Origin of the sequence: Diaminobutyricibacter sp. McL0608, from assembly GCF_039613825.1 — a bacterium.
Taxonomy (GTDB): domain Bacteria; phylum Actinomycetota; class Actinomycetes; order Actinomycetales; family Microbacteriaceae; genus Diaminobutyricibacter.
Genome location: NZ_CP154826.1, coordinates 1,954,730 through 1,970,850, shown reverse-complemented (window position 1 = coordinate 1,970,850; position 16,121 = coordinate 1,954,730). Strand labels below are relative to the sequence as shown.

Genomic DNA, 16,121 nt, shown 5'->3' with positions numbered 1-16,121 from the left:
TCAGTCCGGCAGCGTTCCCGGGGAACGGGTGCCGACGACCGGCGGCCCCGCAACGGTGTTGACGAGTTCCGTCACGATCTGCGTCGCCTGCACTCCCCCGGTCCAGGCCTGGACGGTCAACGAGAGCCGGTGGGCGAGAACGGGAACGGCGACAGCCTTGACGTCGTCCGGGATGACGAAATCGCGGCCGTCCATCACCGCTTTCGCCCGTGCCACCAGCAGCAGGCTCTGCGATCCGCGAGGCGACGCGCCGACCTGGACGGAGCGGTGGCGCCGTGTCGCGGCCGCAAGGGCGACACAGTACGCGGCGATGTCCGGGTCGACATCCACATGCTCGACGCCTGCCTGCATCGCACGCAGCGTGTCGGCACTCACGACCGGGTCGATTGTCGCGCGCTCCTGGTGCCGCGCGATCCGCGCGAGGAGGACCCGGCTCTCGCCGTGCGCATCGGGATAGCCGACCGCGAGACGCACCATGAAACGGTCGAGTTGCGCTTCCGGGAGTGCGTACGTTCCCTCGTATTCGATCGGATTCGAGGTGGCGATCACATGGAAGGGAACGGGCAGCGGGAAGCTGTGGCCCTCGACGGTCACCTGCCCTTCCGCCATGGCCTCGAGCAGCGCGGACTGCGTCTTCGGAGAGGTGCGGTTGATCTCGTCGGCCAGGAACAGACCCGTGAAGACAGGGCCGGGACGGAAGACGAAATCGGCCTCCGCCGGCGCGTAGACGAACGATCCCGTGATGTCGGCCGGGAGGAGATCTGGGGTGCACTGGAGCCGCCGGAATTGGAGCCCGATCGCCGTGGCGAGGCTCCGGGCCGCCAGCGTCTTGCCCAGGCCGGGCACATCTTCGAACAGCACGTGGCCGCCGGCGAGGATGGTCGCCAGGGCGAGCTCGAGTGGCTCGCGCATTCCGACCACGACCGTGGACACCCGATCGAGGATCGCTTCGGCCAGCGTCGCCACCTCCCGTACGGTCAGCGGCTGCGGCAGCTCGGTCGTTGCGGGGTCAGCGATCATCTGTGCTCCTCGGTGACGATTCCGGTACGGGCGTCTTCAGGTCGAGCCGGGCCAGCGCATCGAGCGTCGCCTCGACGCCGGTGAGACGGGGAAGCCCGCGCTCGCCCGGCCGGACCGCCTCCCAGGCTTCGGGTCCGAGTGCGCGCTCGATCGCTGCGGCGTCGGCGTTCTCGTCGAGGTCGAGATCGTGTCGGGCGAGCGTGGTCCTCGCGAGGTCGCGGAGCCGTCGGTGGGCGGAGGCAGCGATGACGCCCGACCTCGAGTGGAGGGACCACGAGAGATGGCTGACGTCGCGGCGGATTCCGCTTTCGGCCGGCTCGCGCTCGCGCGTCCAGTCAGCGGGACGATGGTCGGGAACGGCACCGAGAACAGCGGCGACGGCGGCGACCACGAGCCCGAGGGCGATCGCATGTGCGACGTCCATGCCGAAGTACCAGGCGATCAGTCCGACCCCGGCTCCGAGCGTGACACAGATGATCAGACGGCCGCGGAGGGGTGACCGGAGGAGCAGGCGGCGGGGCCTCTCGTCGGTCACGAGGCGCCACCTTCCGCCCCGAGTGGATGGTCGGCGCCGGGTGCGTCTCCCCACGATGCGGCCAGCCGCTCGAGCGATCTGCGGGCGACCGCTATGTCGAGGTCGGTGACAGGAGTGTCGCCGAACCGGACGCGGAGGTAGAGGGTGAGCAGGGTACGTGCCGCGTCGTCGTCTGCGTGCACACGTGCCAGTACCCGCTGCGTGAACTCCGCGGGCGTCTCGGCAGCGCGTCGCTGGACACCGGACTCCTCCGCAGCCTCCTGGAGACCGAGCCAGGCGCGCTCGATGGCATCGCGGGGTATCCGGTTCTCGTCGAGTGTCGACAGTGCGCGGTCGAAGCCGCGCTGGAGCGCCGGCGCGTCGGGTGCGGACGGCGGCTCCTGCTCCGACACGGCTCCTGCGTCGAGCAGCCGGGCGCTGTCGAGGGGCTGTCCGAGTGCCTGGCGCCTGCGGAGCATCCGCCCGAGCAGCAGTCCGGCCAGGACGAGCAGCGCCGCGATCGCGAGCCACAAGAGCGGGGTCCCGTCGATGACGAACGGCTTCGGAAGCGAACTGTGCTGGGTGTCGGTGCCGGCTGTGTGTTCCGGGCCCGGTTGCGGCGAAACGGTGGGCTGTGTGAATTCGGGGACCCAGCGGATTCCGGTGAACGTCGCCGGTCCCTGAAGAAGGATTCCGCCCACGAGTGTGATGCCGAGCACGACGCACAGGGCGAGCACGGTCCGCTGCTTCATCCGTGTCGCCTCACTTGCCTGGATCGCCGGTCGTCCCTGCCGACCCGGCCACGATGCTCATTCGTTCACCGTACAGCCGCCGCGTGGATCAACCCAGATGTCCCGCTTTCTCCATCTGACGCAGGTCGTGTTTGAGGTCGGAGAGTTCGTCGCGCAGCCGCGCCGCCAATTCGAACTTGAGCTCACCGGCCGCTTGCAGCATCTGCTCGTTGAGGTCGGCGATCAGCGACTCGAGTTCATTCGCGCCGGCTGCCGCGATACCCTCGCGACGCAGGTTCGGCACGGGGCTCTTCCTCCGCTGCTCGCGCCCGGCGAGCATGGCGGCTGTGTCCGCCTCCTCGCGAGCCAGCACGTCGGTGATGTCGGCGATCCGCTTACGCAGCGGTGTCGGGTCGATGCCGTTCGCCGTGTTGTATTCGACCTGCCTCTCGCGCCGGCGGGTCGTCTCTTCGATCGCCTGCTTCATCGAGTCGGTGAGAACGTCGGCGTACATATGCACCTGGCCGGACACGTTTCGGGCCGCGCGACCGATCGTCTGGATGAGAGACGTGGATGAGCGCAGGAAGCCCTCTTTGTCGGCATCGAGAATCGCCACGAGGGATACCTCGGGAAGGTCGAGACCCTCGCGCAGGAGGTTGATGCCCACGAGGACGTCGTAGACGCCGGCGCGCAGCTCGGTCAGGAGTTCGACCCGGCGCAGGGTGTCGACGTCGGAGTGCAGGTAGCGGACGCGCACGCCGGCCTCGGCGAGGAAGTCGGTGAGCTCCTCTGCCATCTTCTTGGTCAGCGTCGTCACGAGCACACGCTCGTTGCGTTCGGCGCGAAGCCGGATCTCCTCGAGGAGGTCGTCGATCTGCCCCTTGGTCGGCTTCACCACGATCTCCGGATCGATGAGCCCGGTGGGACGGATGATCTGCTCGACGATGCCGTCGGCGATCCCCATCTCGTATCGGCCCGGCGTCGCCGAGAGGTAGACCGTCTGGCCGACGCGTTCCTTGAACTCATTCCATTTGAGCGGGCGGTTGTCGAGCGCGCTCGGAAGCCGGAACCCGTGCTCCACGAGTGTCCGCTTGCGGGACGAGTCGCCCTCGTACATCGCGCCGATCTGCGGGACCGTGACGTGCGACTCGTCGATGACGACGAGGAAATCGTCAGGGAAATAGTCGAGGAGGCAGTTGGGGGCCTCTCCGGGCTGGCGGCCGTCGATGTGACGTGAATAGTTCTCGATGCCGGAGCAGAAGCCGATCTGCTCCATCATCTCGATGTCGAAACTGGTACGCATGCGCAGCCGCTGGGCCTCGAGCAGCTTGCCTTCACGCTCGAGTTCGACCAGGCGGTCATGGAGTTCGGTCTGGATCGTGCCGATGGCGCGCTGCATGGTCGCCGGGCTGGCAGCGTAGTGGGTCGCCGGAAACACCGACACGGCATCCATGCGGTTGATGATCTCGCCGGTCAGCGGATGCAGCGCATACAGTGCCTCGATCTCGTCACCGAAGAGCTCGATGCGCACGGCATGCTCTTCATACACCGGGATGATCTCGATGGTGTCGCCGCGAACCCGGAACTTGCCGCGGGAGAAGTCGACGTCATTGCGCTCGTACTGCATTCCGACGAACTTTCGGATCAGGGCGTCGCGCCCGACATTGTCGCCGACCTGGAGCGCCGCCATGGCGCCCAGATACTCCTCCGCCGCGCCCAACCCGTAGATGCAGGACACGGTCGAGACGACGATGACGTCACGCCGGCTGAGGAGGGAGTTCGTGGTCGAGTGGCGCAGTCGCTCCACCTCGGCGTTGATCGACGAGTCCTTCTCGATGAAGGTGTCCGTCTGGGGGACGTAGGCCTCGGGCTGGTAGTAGTCGTAGTACGAGACGAAGTATTCGACCGCGTTGTTCGGGAGCAGTTCGCGGAACTCGTTGGCGAGCTGGGCGGCGAGGGTCTTGTTGTGCGCGAGCACGAGGGTCGGGCGCTGCACGGCCTCGATCAGCCAGGCCGTCGTGGCGGACTTGCCCGTACCGGTCGCACCGAGCAGCACGACGTCGGTCTCGCCGGCGTTGATGCGCGCGGTGAGTTCGGCGATCGCCTGCGGCTGGTCACCGCTCGGCGTGTACTCGCTGATGACCTCGAACGGGCGGACAGCGCGAGTTGTTTCCATCCCTCAAGTCTAGGGAGGGCCGCCGACATCGCGACCGGTGTGCGCTCACGGCGAAAGCGCTTCGCGCATCCTGCCGGGCTCAGGTCGCAGTGAGCCGGTCCCACAACGCATCCGCCTGCTCCAGCGTGTGCGCGAGGGTGCCGTCGGTGTCGATGACGACGTCGGCGACGGCGAGACGCTCCTCGTCGGACGCCTGGGAGCGGATGCGCCGGGTCGCGTCACCAGCATCCATCCCCCGCAGTTCGACGAGACGGCGGATTCGCGTCTCGGCGTCCGCGTGAGCGACGACGACGAGATCGAACGGGTAGGCGTTCGCGGACTCCACCAGCAGCGGGACGTCGTAGACGATCACGGCATCCGGATCGGCCCGTCGCGCAGCCTCGAAACGCTCCGTCGACGTGCGAAGGACGGCGGGATGCGTGATGGCGTTCAGCTGAAGCCTCGAGGCCTCGTCGCTGAAGACGATCGCACCGAGAGCAGCACGGTTGAGGCTGCCGTCGGCATTGAGCACGCCATCGCCGAACGTCTCCGCGATCTGCGCGAGAGCGGGCGTGCCCGGCTCGACGACTTCGCGGGCGATCTGGTCCGCATCCACCGCAACGGCGCCGTGTTCCGCCAGGCGCCGGGCTACGGTCGATTTTCCGGACGCGATCCCGCCGGTGAGGCCAATCAGCTGCACGACTCCATGCTAGGGCCGATGAGCCCCCGCGCCTGAACGCCGGAACGGCCAGGCCCCGAAGGACCCGGCCGTTCCGGTGATGTACTGCTTAGGAGTTGCTCGAGAGCTTCTCGCGCAGAGCCGCAAGCGACTCGTCGTCGGCAAGCGTGCCGACCGAGGAGGACTCGGTGGAGAACGTCGAACCGCCGGCAGCGGCAGCGCCTTCGACAGCGGCCTCTTCGAGACCCTTGGCGACCTGCTTCTTGTGGGCCTCCCAGCGAGCCTGGGCTGCAGCGTATTCCTGCTCCCACTTCTCGCGCTGGGCCTCGAAGCCTTCGCGCCATTCGTTCGTCTCCGGGTCGAAGCCCTCCGGGTACTTGTAGTTGCCCTGCTCGTCGTACTCCGTGAGCATGCCGTACAGCGCCGGGTCGAACTCGGTGCCCTCGGGGTCCACGCCCTCGTTCGCCTGCTTCAGCGAAAGCGAGATGCGGCGACGCTCCAGGTCGATGTCGATGACCTTGACGAAGACCTCGTCGCCGACCGACACGACCTGCTCGGCGAGCTCGACGTGCTTGCCCGACAGCTCCGAGATGTGCACGAGGCCCTCGATGCCATCTGCGACGCGCACGAACGCACCGAAGGGAACGAGCTTGGTGACCTTGCCCGGTGCGACCTGGCCGATGGCGTGGGTGCGGGCGAAGACCTGCCACGGGTCTTCCTGAGTCGCCTTGAGCGACAGCGAGACACGCTCGCGGTCCAGGTCGACCTCGAGGATCTCGACGGTGACTTCCTGGCCGACCTCGACGACCTCCGAGGCGTGCTCGATGTGCTTCCACGAGAGCTCGGAGACGTGGACGAGGCCGTCGACGCCGCCGAGGTCGACGAACGCACCGAAGTTGACGATCGACGAGACGACGCCCTTGCGGACCTGGCCCTTCTGGAGGTTGTTCAGGAAGGTGGTGCGGCTCTCGGACTGCGTCTGCTCGAGCAGAGCGCGGCGCGACAGGACGACGTTGTTGCGGTTCTTGTCGAGCTCGAGGATCTTCGCCTCGATCTCCTGGCCGAGGTACGGCGTGAGGTCGCGGACGCGACGCAGCTCGATGAGCGAAGCCGGGAGGAAGCCGCGGAGGCCGATGTCGACGATGAGACCGCCCTTGACGACCTCGATGACCGTGCCGGTGACGACTCCGTCGGCATCCTTGATCTTCTCGACGTCGCCCCACGCGCGCTCGTACTGAGCACGCTTCTTGGACAGGATGAGGCGGCCTTCCTTGTCCTCCTTCTGGAGAACGAGTGCCTCGACGGTGTCGCCGACCTGGACGACCTCGCTGGGGTCCACATCGTGCTTGATGGAAAGTTCGCGGGAGGGGATGACACCCTCGGTCTTGTAGCCGACGTCGAGGAGGACCTCGTCGCGGTCGATCTTGACGACGGTACCCTCGATGAGGTCTCCGTCGTTGAAGAACTTCAGCGTCTTTTCGACCGCGGCGAGAAAGTCTTCAGCAGATCCGATGTCATTGACGGCGACCTGCTTCGGCGCCTTGTCGGTCGTTGCGATTGTCATGTAGTAAGTGCTCCAGTATGGACATAGTTCAGGCCGTTCGCGGGGTAGTGCTGTATTTGATTCCGCGAAAGGCAGGCGGATAGGACGTCACGAAGGTGACAGTCCAGCTTAGCTGGCTGCGACGGTCTCCGGCAACCTGCGCGATCCGACGATCTCCCGCAGCGCGGGCTCAAGATCGGGGTAGGTGAACCCGTAACCGGCTTCGGTCAGCCGCTCGGGGACCACCCAGCGACTCTTCAGCACCAGTTCAGTCTCGGTTCGGATGATCGCCGAGCCGACCTCCAGCATCCACCGGAACGCCGGAAGGCCCGCGCGTATTCCGAGTACGCGGCGAAGCGTCGCCATGAAGGTGCGGTTGTCGGTCGGATGCGGCGACGCGGCGTTGACGACGCCGTCGAGATCGGGCGTGGCCTGCAGGAACCGGAGGATGCCGTAGACGTCGCGGACGTGGATCCAGCTGAACTTCTGGCGTCCTCCGCGGGCACGGAATTCGTGGAACGTCCCGGCAGCCCGGCGCGCCCGCGTTGAGAACCACCGCCCGTCCAGCTGCGGTCCGCCGAGGCCGAACCGTGCGAGCCGGATCAGCGGGTGCAGCGCGCTACCATCGCCCAGCACGATCGCCATGCGGAGGGCGACCCGGCGCGTGGCGGGCGCATCCGCCGCGAAGAACTCGTGTTCCCACGCCGTTGCCACGCCCACCGAGAACCCGGAGCCGAGCTCGCCGGTCGACTCGGTCATCGGGCGGTCCTCGGCATGCCGGTAGATGGTCGCCGTCGACGCGTTGACCCACAGGGCCGGTGGATGATCGCACCCGGCCACAGCATCCGCCAACTCGCGTGTCGTATCCACCCGCGAACGGAGGATCTCCGCCCGGTTCGCGGGGCCGTAGCGACAGTTCACACTCTTGCCCGCGAGATTCACCAGCAGGTCGACGCCGTCGAGGAGGTCGGTGATGGCCGGCGTGTCGCCCCAGGAGGCGTCGGGGCCGGAGCGACCGATCAGGGTGACCTGTGCGCCGTCGGCGCGGAACGCATTCGCCAGATACCGGCCGATGAAGCCGGACGCTCCCGCGATGACGATGCGTTCGGTCACGCCTCACTCCCCCCGCCCGCAGGCTCCCCCGGCCGGACCTCGTATTCGAAGCTGCCGGCGTACTGGTAGATCGTACCGATGAGCGGCGCCCGGACCGTGAGTGAGACGCGCTGGCTGCCGACCGTGTCGTCGAAGCTCTCGGTGAGCTCGACGACCGGCGCGACGAACCTCGGAAACGGGATCCTCAGGGTCCCGAAGACGAGCGCTACGCCCGTCGACCGGAGACGGAGCGCGCCCCCGACGACCGAAGCCTGGAAGGCGGTGTCGAGCCGCGGCGGGGACCCGAGGCGATCGCGCAGGCCGGAATCATCGGCCGAGATCTGGTCGCGCATGTGGCGACGGCCCGTGTGCAAGGCGAAGGATCGGTCGGCCGCGACAGCGTGGCGCACACCGTCGCCGGCCGGGCGGTTGACAACCGTGAATGGCACATCATGCTGCCAGACCGGGAAGACGACGCCTGCAGGCGACAGGAGCGCGAGAGCGGGCCACAGCCAGCGGCGGGGCGTTCCGACACTGTCGAACACGCCCCGCCCGAAGCCGTGGTGGCCGGCCGGGATGGCACGGAAGTAAGCCTGCAGCCGAGGATGCAGGCCGGCAAGATCGTCACCGAGGATCGCCTGGTATGGCGACCGCTGCGCCTGTGGCCCGGCCGTCACCTCAGTCGAGCAGCGCGGACTTGAGGGTGTCGAGGCCGACACCGCCGATGTCGAGCGCCTTCTTGTGGAACGCCTTGATGTCGAACGCCGCCCCTTCACGGCGGGCGTACTCGTCCCGCAGCTGCTCCCAGATCCGCTGTCCGATCTTGTAGGACGGAGCCTGGCCGGGCCAGCCGAGATACCGGTTCACTTCGAAGCGGACGAAGCCTTCGTTCATGTTGACGTTGTCGCCCAGGAAGCCGAAGGCGTAGTCGCCGGTCCACGGACCCGAGCCGTCGGGCAGCCGCTTCTCCAGGTGCACACCGATGTCGAGTACGACGCGGGCTGCGCGCATCCGCTGGCCGTCGAGCATCCCGAGCCGGTCGGCCGGGTCGTCGAGGTAGCCGAGCTGTTCCATGAGCCGTTCAGCGTAGAGAGCCCAGCCTTCGGCATGACCGGAGGTCCCGGCGTTGCGACGCCAGGTGTTCAACTGCGCCTTGTTGTACACGGCCTGGGCGATCTGCAGGTGGTGGCCCGGGACGCCCTCATGGTAGACCGTCGTGAGTTCACGCCAGGTGTCGAACTCGGTCACCCCTTCGGGAACACTCCACCACATCCGGCCCGCCCGCGAGAAGTCGTCGGTCGGCGAGGTGTAGTAGATGCCGCCTTCCTGGGTCGGCGCGATCATGCATTCGAGGCGGCGGATCTCGGTGGGGATGTCGAAGTGCGACTTCCCGAGTTCTTCGATCGCGCGGTCGCTGGTCGCCTGCATCCATTTCTGGAGTGCATCCGTTCCGTGCAGCTTTCGGCTGGCGTCCTGGTCGAGGAACTCGATCGCCTCTCGCACGGATGCCCCCGGCTTGATCTCGCGGGCGATCGACTCCTGCTCGGCGACCATCCGCGCGAGCTCTTCGATCCCCCACTCGTACGTCTCGTCGAGGTCGACGGTCGCTCCGAGGAAGTAGCGCGAAGCAAGGGCGTAGTGCTCGCGGCCGACGGCGTCTTTCTCGGGGGCGTGCTGCGCGACCTCGTCGGTGAGGAACGACTGCAGTTTGCCGTATGCCTCAGCGGATGCGCGCGCGCCCTCGGCCAGGTCGGCGGCGAGAGATGCGGGAAGCGCGCCTTCGGCGGGCTTCGCACCGTCGGTGAACTCGAAGAAGAAGCCGTTGGCCGCAGTCTGCTTGCCGACCTGGGCGGCGACTTCACGGACCTGGCGGATGGCGGCGACGTTGCCGTTGGCGATTCCGGAGCGCAGCGTCTCGATGTAGCCGTCCATCGCTGCGGGGAGGTTGTTCAGGCGCTTGGAGATGTTCACCCAGTCCTGTTCGCTGTCGGTCGGAACCAGGTCGAAGATCTCGCGGAGTCCCTGCGCGGGCGATGCGATGACGTTGAGGTCGCGCTGGTCGAAACCGGCGTCGTGCTTCTCGATGTCGAGTTCCAGTTCGCGGGCCAGGTCCATCTTGGTGACCCGGTCGATGTCGTCGACCGGGTCGGCTGCCCGGATGGCGGCGAGCGTGCGTTTCGCAGCTTCGCTCGCGCGCTCGGCTCCGGCGGGCGAGTAGTCGGCGTACTCGCCTTCACGGCCGGGTCGGCCGAGGTAGACGTGGTACTCGGGGAACAATTCCAGTTGGGTGTCGACCCACTCTTCAGCGATCGTGTCGATGGGAGTGGGAGTTCGCTTCTCTGCGTTCGTCATACTCCGACCCTATAAGGCGGCCCGGTGTGTCGAGCACAGGAAAAAGCATCCCTCAGGCGACTTTTCGGATGTCTTCTCCTGTGCTCGACAGGAGGCGCCGCGATCAGTGCGCCGCGTCGTCCCAGTTCGCGCCGCGACCGACCTGGACGTCGAGCGGGACGCGCAGCTCGGCGGCCGTGGCCATGCGGTTGCGGACGATCGCCTCCAGTGCGTCCCACTCCCCCTGCGCGACTTCGAAGATCAGTTCGTCGTGCACCTGCAGCAGCATGCGCGAGTTGAGTTTCTGGTCGATGAGGTCGGCCGAGATGTTGAGCATCGCGATTTTGAGGATGTCGGCGGCCGACCCCTGGATCGGTGCGTTCAGTGCTGCTCGCTCGGCGTTGTCGCGCAGCACGCGATTGGTGCTCGTGAGGTCGGCGAAGGGGCGGCGACGGCCGAAGATCGTCTCGGTGTAGCCGTCGACGCGCGCCTGCTCGACGACGTTGCGCAGGTAGTCGCGCACGGCGCCGAACCGCGTGAAGTAGTCCGTCATGAGCTGCCGGGCCTCTGCCGTCTCGATGCGCAGTTGCTTCGAGAGGCCGAATGCGCTCAGCCCGTAGGCGAGGCCGTAGGACATCGCCTTGACCTTTGTTCGCATGGCGGGCGTCACCTCGGCGGGCGTGACACCGAAGATGCGGGCGCCGACGAAGCGGTGGAGGTCTTCGCCCGACTGGAACGCCTCGATCAGGCCGGCATCTTCGGAGAGGTGCGCCATGATGCGCATCTCGATCTGCGAATAGTCGGCAGTGAGCAGCGTCTCGAAGCCTTCGCCGTGTTCGAAGGCGGAACGGATCTCGCGGCCTTCTTCGGTGCGGACCGGGATGTTCTGGAGGTTCGGGTCGTTCGACGAGATGCGACCGGTCGTGGTGCCGGTCTGGTCGTAGGTGGTGTGGATGCGCCCGTCGGACTCGACACCGCGTTCGAGGGTCTCGATGATCTGGCGCAGCTTCGAAGCGTCACGGTGCTGCAGCAGCAGCCCGAGGAAGGGATGCGGGTTCTGCTCCTGCAGGTCGGCCAGCGACGCGGCGTCCGTCGAGTATCCGGTCTTCGTAGAGCGAGTCTTGGGCATCTGTAGTTCGTCGAAGAGAACCTGCTGCAGCTGCTTCGGCGAACCGAGGTTCACTTCGTGGCCGATCTCGGCGTAGGCGCGGGCGGCGTAGTCGTTGGCCTTGTCGGTCAGTTCTCCGCGGAGTCGCGCGAGCACCTCTGCGTTCACGGTGACACCGGTGAGCTCCATCTCGGCGAGGACAGCGACCAGCGGCAGTTCGATCTCGTCGAGTACGCGGCGCGAGCCTTCGTCGATGGCGATGGTCTGTGCCGAGGCGATTCGCAGCACGTACCACGCCTCTGTCGCGGCGCTGACCGGTTCAGTGAGCGGCACCAGCTGGTTCGGGTCGGACTCCGGAAGCGACTCGCCGAGCACGTCGTAGACCTGGTCTGCGAGTGTCTGCGGCCCTCCACCCGGCCTGAGCAGCCAGCCGGCCAGCCGGGTGTCGAACGCGAGGCCATCGACGATCAGCCCTGCGCGGCTCAGCGCCTTGAACTGCGGCTTCGCGTGGAAGAAGTACTTCGGCGCGCTGCTCGCGAGCCACTCCTCGAGCGCGGTGTAGTCGGGCCGACCGGGCGCCCACGGAACATACACGGAGTCGTCAGGGGTCGCCAGGCCGAACCCGGTGATGCCGAGGTGGCCGCGTTCGACCTGCACGCCGACCGGCTTTGCGTCGGCGGATGCGCGGGAAAGCCACAACGCCAGCTCTTCGTCGATCATCGTCCGGACCGGCGGGATCGCGGTCGCCGCCGAACTCGCCCCGTCGGCGACGGACCCTTCGAGCTGGCCTTCGGCCTCCGCCGTCTTGAGGAGGCGTTCGAGGAGCGTTTTGAACTGGAGCCGGCCGAAGATGTCGCGGACGGCCTGCTCGTTGATCGGGCGCCGCTCGAGGTCGCCGGGACCGACGGGCAGCTCGACATCGTCGATCAGCTTGTTGAGGCGGCGGTTGCGAAGCGCGTTCTCTTTCTGCTCGCGGAGCTTCTCACCGACCACGCCCTTGATCTCGTCGGCGTGCGCGACGATCTCGTCGACGGTTCCGTACTGCTGAACCCATTTGACGGCGGTCTTCTCGCCGACCTTGTCGATTCCGGTCAGGTTGTCGCTCGTCTCGCCGACGAGAGCAGCGATCTCGGGATACTGGTGCGGTTCGATGCCGTATCGCTCGATCACGGCGTCACGGTCGTAGACCTTCAGCTCTGAGACGCCACGCACCTGCGGGTAGAGCAGCGTCACGTCGTCGTTGACGAGCTGGATCGTGTCGCGGTCGCCCGAGACGACGAGCACGCGGTAGCCCTCGGTCGCCCCCTGCTTCGCGAGGGTCGCAAGGATGTCGTCTGCCTCGAAGTCCTCTTTCGAGATGGTCGTGATGTTCATCGCGTGGAGGGCCTCTTCGAGCAGCGGGATCTGGCCGCCGAACTCGGGCGGCGTCTCACCGCGAGTGCCCTTGTACTCCGGATAGTCCCGCGTGCGGAACGAGTAACGCGAGATGTCGAATGCGACGGCGATGTGGCTCGGGTTCTCGCGCGTGAGCAGCATGATCAGCATGGCGATGAAGCCGTGGATGGCGTTCGTGTGCTGGCCCTCGCGGTTCACGAAGCTGTCGACGGGGAGGGCGTAGAAGGCCCGGAATGCCAGCGAATGGCCGTCGATGATGAGGAGGGTAGGCTTTTCGGAGTCTGACACCAGGCCAGCCTACAAGGCGCCTGCGACACTGCTGACGGCCGACGAAAGGGCGACATGACACTGGATCCGCTCGCATACGTGAAGGAGCGCGGGCTCGGTGCCCTAGCCGAGAAAATGGGCATCGAAATCCTCGAATTCACCGTGGAGCGCGCCGTTGCACGCATGCCCGTCGAAGGCAACACCCAGCCCGCCGACCTGCTGCACGGAGGCGCCTACGTCGTGCTCGGCGAGTCCCTCGGCTCCACTGCGGCGAACCTCTGGGCGGGCAGGGATCGCCTCGCCGTCGGTATCGAGATCAATGCGACACACACCCGTTCGGCGACCAGCGGATGGGTGACGGGCGTGTGCACGCCGATCCACCTCGGGCGCACGCTGACCACCCACGAGATCGCGGTCACCGACGATCAGGGTCGACGCTGCTCGACCATTCGCATCACGAACCTGATCAAGGACCTCTGAGCGTCCCGCATCCGTTTCTGCGTCACCGCACGCGTTCGCGGCGAGCTCGATGCAGCCCTTACTTCTTGGCGGCGAGCTGCTCGATGATCGCCTGGGCGACATCGTGCATGGTGAGGCGACGGTCCATGGATGCTTTCTGGATCCAGCGGAACGCCTCGGGCTCCGTGAGCCCCATCTTCTCGTTGAGCAGGCCCTTGGCGCGATCGACGAGCTTGCGTGTCTCGAAGCGCTCGACCATGTCGGACACCTCGGCCTCGAGCGCGATGATCTGGGCGTAGCGCGCGAGCGCGATCTCGATGGCGGGCAGCAGGTCGTTCGGCGTGAACGGCTTGACCACGTACGCGAGCGCGCCGGCCTCCGTCGCACGCTCGACAAGTTCCTTCTGGCTGAACGCCGTGAGCAGCACGACCGGAGCGATGTGACCCTTGGACAGGCGCTCGGCCGCCGAGATGCCGTCGAGCTGAGGCATCTTGACGTCCATGATCACCAGGTCGGGACGCAGCTCCGTCGCCAGCGCGACGGCCGTCTCGCCGTCACCGGCCTCCCCCACGACCTCGAAGCCGTTGTCTCGGAGGATCTCGACGATGTCGAGGCGGATCAGCGACTCGTCCTCGGCTACGACCACACGGCGAGGGACGATGGGGGCAGATTCTTGGTCGGTCACGAGCAAAAGCCTACGGTATTCTGAGTGGCGTTGTTGTGCGCCGGTGTGGCGGAATGGCAGACGCGGAGCACTCAAAATGCTTTGTCCGAGAGGGCGTGTGGGTTCGAGTCCCACCACCGGCACAACGGGGCGGCAGCCCACTTCCCAGTAACCGCGCGGGATGCGGGCAGGGCCTCAACTGGCCAGGTGCGAAAAACCCCACAAAAACCCCACATTTGCTGCGGTCGCACCCTCGCTTAGGCGCTCGGCCACGGCGTCGAGGTCGTCTTCGAACAGGTCGGCGTAGATGTCCAACGTCATGCTGCGGAGGCGTGGCCGAGCATGCGCTGCACCGCCTTCACGTTCGCCCCAGCGCTGATCGCGAGGCTCGCGGCGGTGTGCCGCAGGTCGTGCAGCGTCAGCTTGGGAAGGCCTGCTTCACGGATGGCGGTGAGGTACCAGGACTGTGATCCGACGGTGGTGTTGGGAGCGAGCATGTACCCGCCCTCCTGGTTCGGGAACACCAGTTCGTTCGGTCCCTTCCCGGCGCACTGCGCAGCCATCGCAGCTGCAAGGAACTCGGGGTACGGCACGGACCTGGCCTCATGGCTCTTCGGGGGACGTGGTGGCAAAGGGCGCGTTCGCCCAGACCATCCAGGACTGGGCATCATCCGGCAACACCGTGCCGATCCTCTACGGCCACAACGCCGCCGACCCGTACATGAACGTGGCCGCAGCAGTAGACCTCAGCGAAGACGACCACGGGCTTTTGGTGCACGGCAAGTTCGATGACGCGCCCGCCGCCGAGCAGGTCTACAGCCTGGTGAAGTCCCGCCGCCTGTCCCAGCTGTCGTTCGCCTACGACACCATCGACCAGGGGCCCGTGGAGGTGGCGGGAGGGGAGAAGGCGAACGAACTCCGCCAGGTACGCCTGTACGAGGTGAGCCTGGTCCCGGTCGGCGCGAACCAGACGACCGAGATCCTGGCGATCAAGAGCGCACCGACGAACCGGGCAGCAACCCAGACCCTCGCCCTCAGGCTGCGCATCCTCACCGCCGACACCTAGCCCTAGGTGGTTGGTCTGGGAGGTTCGGGCAGCCCCACACGTCGGCGTGCTTCTTCGTTCTTGCGAGTCGAGCCAAGGCCAGCGCGAACATAACGGAGAGTCGGATTCGCGGCCAATATGCCTACGTCTTCGGGTTTCAGATGCTGCATCTCGATAAGGCTCACCGTCTCGAGCTCAGGGGCGCTCAGCAGCGGGCGAAGGTCTTTTATGCCCCTCATGTCTCCGAGGTGGAAGCTTTTTAGGTGTGGCGGCCGCGAGAGGTCCGGAATGGCTGTCACCAATGGAAGAGCAGCAAATGCGACGTCTTCCAGCTGATCTAAGCGCGAGAGGTCCGGAATCGCGGCCACGTGCGGGAGGTTAGAGATGGTGAGCCGTTCGAGGTGTTTGAGCTCGCTCACGATCGACAGATCGGTTAGGCCGCGAACTCTCCAGATGTAAAGCTTCGACAACTTCGGGAGGGTTTCGAGGCCGGTCAGGTTCTGAGTTCCGCCAAGTGCGAGTTCGAATTCTCGGAGGTTGACGAGGTTCGACACGATCGACAGGTCCGGCAGTTTCATCGACATCAGGGTGAGGTCTTCGAGCGACGTGAGAGTGGAAACCACGTCGATGTCTTTGGTGTTCTTCGACACCCAGAGTTCACGAAGGTTCCGAAAGCGTTCCAGTCCGGCAACCGAAAGCCGTTTTTTCGTATCCCCCAGACCAAGCGAAACCATCTCGGGAGGCAACGCTTGAATCCCGTCGTAGGACTCGAGGAGCCACAGGCCAAGACCTAGGTTGCGCACACTCGTCAAGTGCTCGAGGAAGCCAAGATCGGTCGTCCAGAAGCCGTAAACCCTTAGTCTCACTTCGGGGTACTGGGCAAACCAACTGTTCAGCCGACCATAGTCATCCGCGGAGAGCGCGGCGTCGAACTGAACCGAAGTGGAGGCGCCTGGCGGACGCAACATATCGGCGGTCAGTGGAGAACGGAGGCTCCTGACATCGTTCACATCACACCCATACTCACGTGCCGAATGTAGCAGGTGACCAACCCAGATCTGGGGGAGTCAAGATCGCGGCATGACCGACCGCTGCACACTCTTCACGGTAGTCAGCCG

The 16,121-nt window shown here is 66.2% G+C and carries 16 protein-coding genes and 1 tRNA gene; 3 read left to right on the top strand and 14 right to left on the bottom strand.

The features are described from left to right. The 10 genes from AAYO93_RS09300 to polA all read right to left on the bottom strand — a co-directional run bounded on the left by AAYO93_RS09300 (window position 1) and on the right by polA (window position 12,856). The gene (locus tag AAYO93_RS09300; RefSeq protein ID WP_345764696.1) at window positions 1-1,020 is read right to left on the bottom strand and encodes an AAA family ATPase; all 1,020 of its coding nucleotides are present in this window, start codon (window positions 1,018-1,020) and stop codon (window positions 1-3) included. After that, on the bottom strand, window positions 1,010-1,555 hold the full coding sequence (locus tag AAYO93_RS09295; RefSeq protein ID WP_345764695.1) for a hypothetical protein: 546 nt from the start codon (window positions 1,553-1,555) through the stop codon (window positions 1,010-1,012). The genes AAYO93_RS09300 and AAYO93_RS09295 overlap by 11 nt, the downstream gene beginning before the upstream one ends. After that, on the bottom strand, window positions 1,552-2,286 hold the full coding sequence (locus AAYO93_RS09290; RefSeq protein WP_345764694.1) for a DUF4129 domain-containing protein: 735 nt from the start codon (window positions 2,284-2,286) through the stop codon (window positions 1,552-1,554). Before AAYO93_RS09290 ends, AAYO93_RS09295 begins: the two co-directional genes overlap by 4 nt. Window positions 2,287-2,374: 88 nt before the next feature. Continuing rightward, on the bottom strand, window positions 2,375-4,441 hold the full coding sequence (gene uvrB / locus AAYO93_RS09285) for an excinuclease ABC subunit UvrB (RefSeq protein ID WP_345764693.1): 2,067 nt from the start codon (window positions 4,439-4,441) through the stop codon (window positions 2,375-2,377). Window positions 4,442-4,520: 79 nt separating this feature from the next. Beyond that, the gene (gene coaE, locus AAYO93_RS09280) at window positions 4,521-5,120 is read right to left on the bottom strand and encodes a dephospho-CoA kinase (RefSeq protein ID WP_345764692.1); all 600 of its coding nucleotides are present in this window, start codon (window positions 5,118-5,120) and stop codon (window positions 4,521-4,523) included. A gap of 88 nt (window positions 5,121-5,208) precedes the next feature. Next, window positions 5,209-6,663: a 30S ribosomal protein S1 gene (rpsA, locus tag AAYO93_RS09275; RefSeq protein ID WP_345764691.1), complete on the bottom strand. Its 1,455-nt coding sequence runs from the start codon at window positions 6,661-6,663 to the stop codon at window positions 5,209-5,211. 108 nt (window positions 6,664-6,771) lie between these two features. Next, the gene (locus AAYO93_RS09270; RefSeq protein ID WP_345764690.1) at window positions 6,772-7,755 is read right to left on the bottom strand and encodes an epimerase; all 984 of its coding nucleotides are present in this window, start codon (window positions 7,753-7,755) and stop codon (window positions 6,772-6,774) included. Further along, window positions 7,752-8,411 carry a DUF4166 domain-containing protein gene (locus AAYO93_RS09265; protein ID WP_345764689.1) on the bottom strand — a complete coding sequence of 220 codons (660 nt, stop codon included), beginning with the start codon at window positions 8,409-8,411 and terminating at the stop codon, window positions 7,752-7,754. The genes AAYO93_RS09270 and AAYO93_RS09265 overlap by 4 nt, the downstream gene beginning before the upstream one ends. A gap of 1 nt (window position 8,412) precedes the next feature. Then, window positions 8,413-10,086: a DUF885 domain-containing protein gene (locus AAYO93_RS09260; protein ID WP_345764688.1), complete on the bottom strand. Its 1,674-nt coding sequence runs from the start codon at window positions 10,084-10,086 to the stop codon at window positions 8,413-8,415. A gap of 103 nt (window positions 10,087-10,189) precedes the next feature. Continuing rightward, on the bottom strand, window positions 10,190-12,856 hold the full coding sequence (gene polA, locus AAYO93_RS09255) for a DNA polymerase I (protein ID WP_345764687.1): 2,667 nt from the start codon (window positions 12,854-12,856) through the stop codon (window positions 10,190-10,192). Between the two features lie 54 nt (window positions 12,857-12,910). Here polA and AAYO93_RS09250 point away from each other — a divergent pair, with 54 nt between their 5' ends. After that, window positions 12,911-13,315: a hotdog fold thioesterase gene (locus AAYO93_RS09250; RefSeq protein WP_345764686.1), complete on the top strand. Its 405-nt coding sequence runs from the start codon at window positions 12,911-12,913 to the stop codon at window positions 13,313-13,315. Window positions 13,316-13,373: 58 nt separating this feature from the next. On the opposite strand, the gene AAYO93_RS09245 is transcribed toward AAYO93_RS09250, so the two are convergent. Then, window positions 13,374-13,979: an ANTAR domain-containing response regulator gene (locus AAYO93_RS09245; RefSeq protein WP_345764685.1), complete on the bottom strand. Its 606-nt coding sequence runs from the start codon at window positions 13,977-13,979 to the stop codon at window positions 13,374-13,376. Between the two features lie 39 nt (window positions 13,980-14,018). On the opposite strand from AAYO93_RS09245, the gene AAYO93_RS09240 reads away from it, so the two are divergent. Continuing rightward, window positions 14,019-14,101, top strand: a tRNA-Leu gene (locus tag AAYO93_RS09240). 52 nt (window positions 14,102-14,153) lie between these two features. Here AAYO93_RS09240 and AAYO93_RS09235 read toward each other — a convergent pair. Next, window positions 14,154-14,279, bottom strand: a complete 126-nt coding sequence (locus AAYO93_RS09235) for a hypothetical protein (protein WP_345764684.1) — start codon at window positions 14,277-14,279, stop codon at window positions 14,154-14,156. Then, entirely contained in the window at window positions 14,276-14,551 is a 276-nt protein-coding gene (locus AAYO93_RS09230) for a site-specific integrase (RefSeq protein ID WP_345764683.1), read from the bottom strand. Before AAYO93_RS09230 ends, AAYO93_RS09235 begins: the two co-directional genes overlap by 4 nt. A 32-nt stretch (window positions 14,552-14,583) precedes the next feature. On the opposite strand from AAYO93_RS09230, the gene AAYO93_RS09225 reads away from it, so the two are divergent. Next, on the top strand, window positions 14,584-15,024 hold the full coding sequence (locus tag AAYO93_RS09225; protein WP_345764682.1) for an HK97 family phage prohead protease: 441 nt from the start codon (window positions 14,584-14,586) through the stop codon (window positions 15,022-15,024). A gap of 2 nt (window positions 15,025-15,026) precedes the next feature. On the opposite strand, the gene AAYO93_RS09220 is transcribed toward AAYO93_RS09225, so the two are convergent. After that, window positions 15,027-16,013, bottom strand: coding sequence for a hypothetical protein (locus AAYO93_RS09220; RefSeq protein WP_345764681.1), 987 nt, complete (start codon window positions 16,011-16,013; stop codon window positions 15,027-15,029). Between the last annotated feature and the right edge of the window lie 108 nt (window positions 16,014-16,121).

Excerpts from the sequence above, each read along its gene's own strand:
- AAYO93_RS09300 (WP_345764696.1), bottom strand. The coding sequence starts at position 1,020 with ATGATCGCTGACCCCGCAACGACCGAGCTGCCGCAGCCGCTGACCGTA.
- AAYO93_RS09290 (WP_345764694.1), bottom strand. The coding sequence starts at position 2,286 with ATGAAGCAGCGGACCGTGCTCGCCCTGTGCGTCGTGCTCGGCATCACA.
- uvrB (WP_345764693.1), bottom strand. The coding sequence starts at position 4,441 with ATGGAAACAACTCGCGCTGTCCGCCCGTTCGAGGTCATCAGCGAGTAC.
- rpsA (WP_345764691.1), bottom strand. The coding sequence starts at position 6,663 with ATGACAATCGCAACGACCGACAAGGCGCCGAAGCAGGTCGCCGTCAAT.
- AAYO93_RS09260 (WP_345764688.1), bottom strand. The coding sequence starts at position 10,086 with ATGACGAACGCAGAGAAGCGAACTCCCACTCCCATCGACACGATCGCT.
- AAYO93_RS09250 (WP_345764686.1), top strand. The coding sequence starts at position 12,911 with ATGACACTGGATCCGCTCGCATACGTGAAGGAGCGCGGGCTCGGTGCC.
- AAYO93_RS09235 (WP_345764684.1), bottom strand. The coding sequence starts at position 14,279 with ATGACGTTGGACATCTACGCCGACCTGTTCGAAGACGACCTCGACGCC.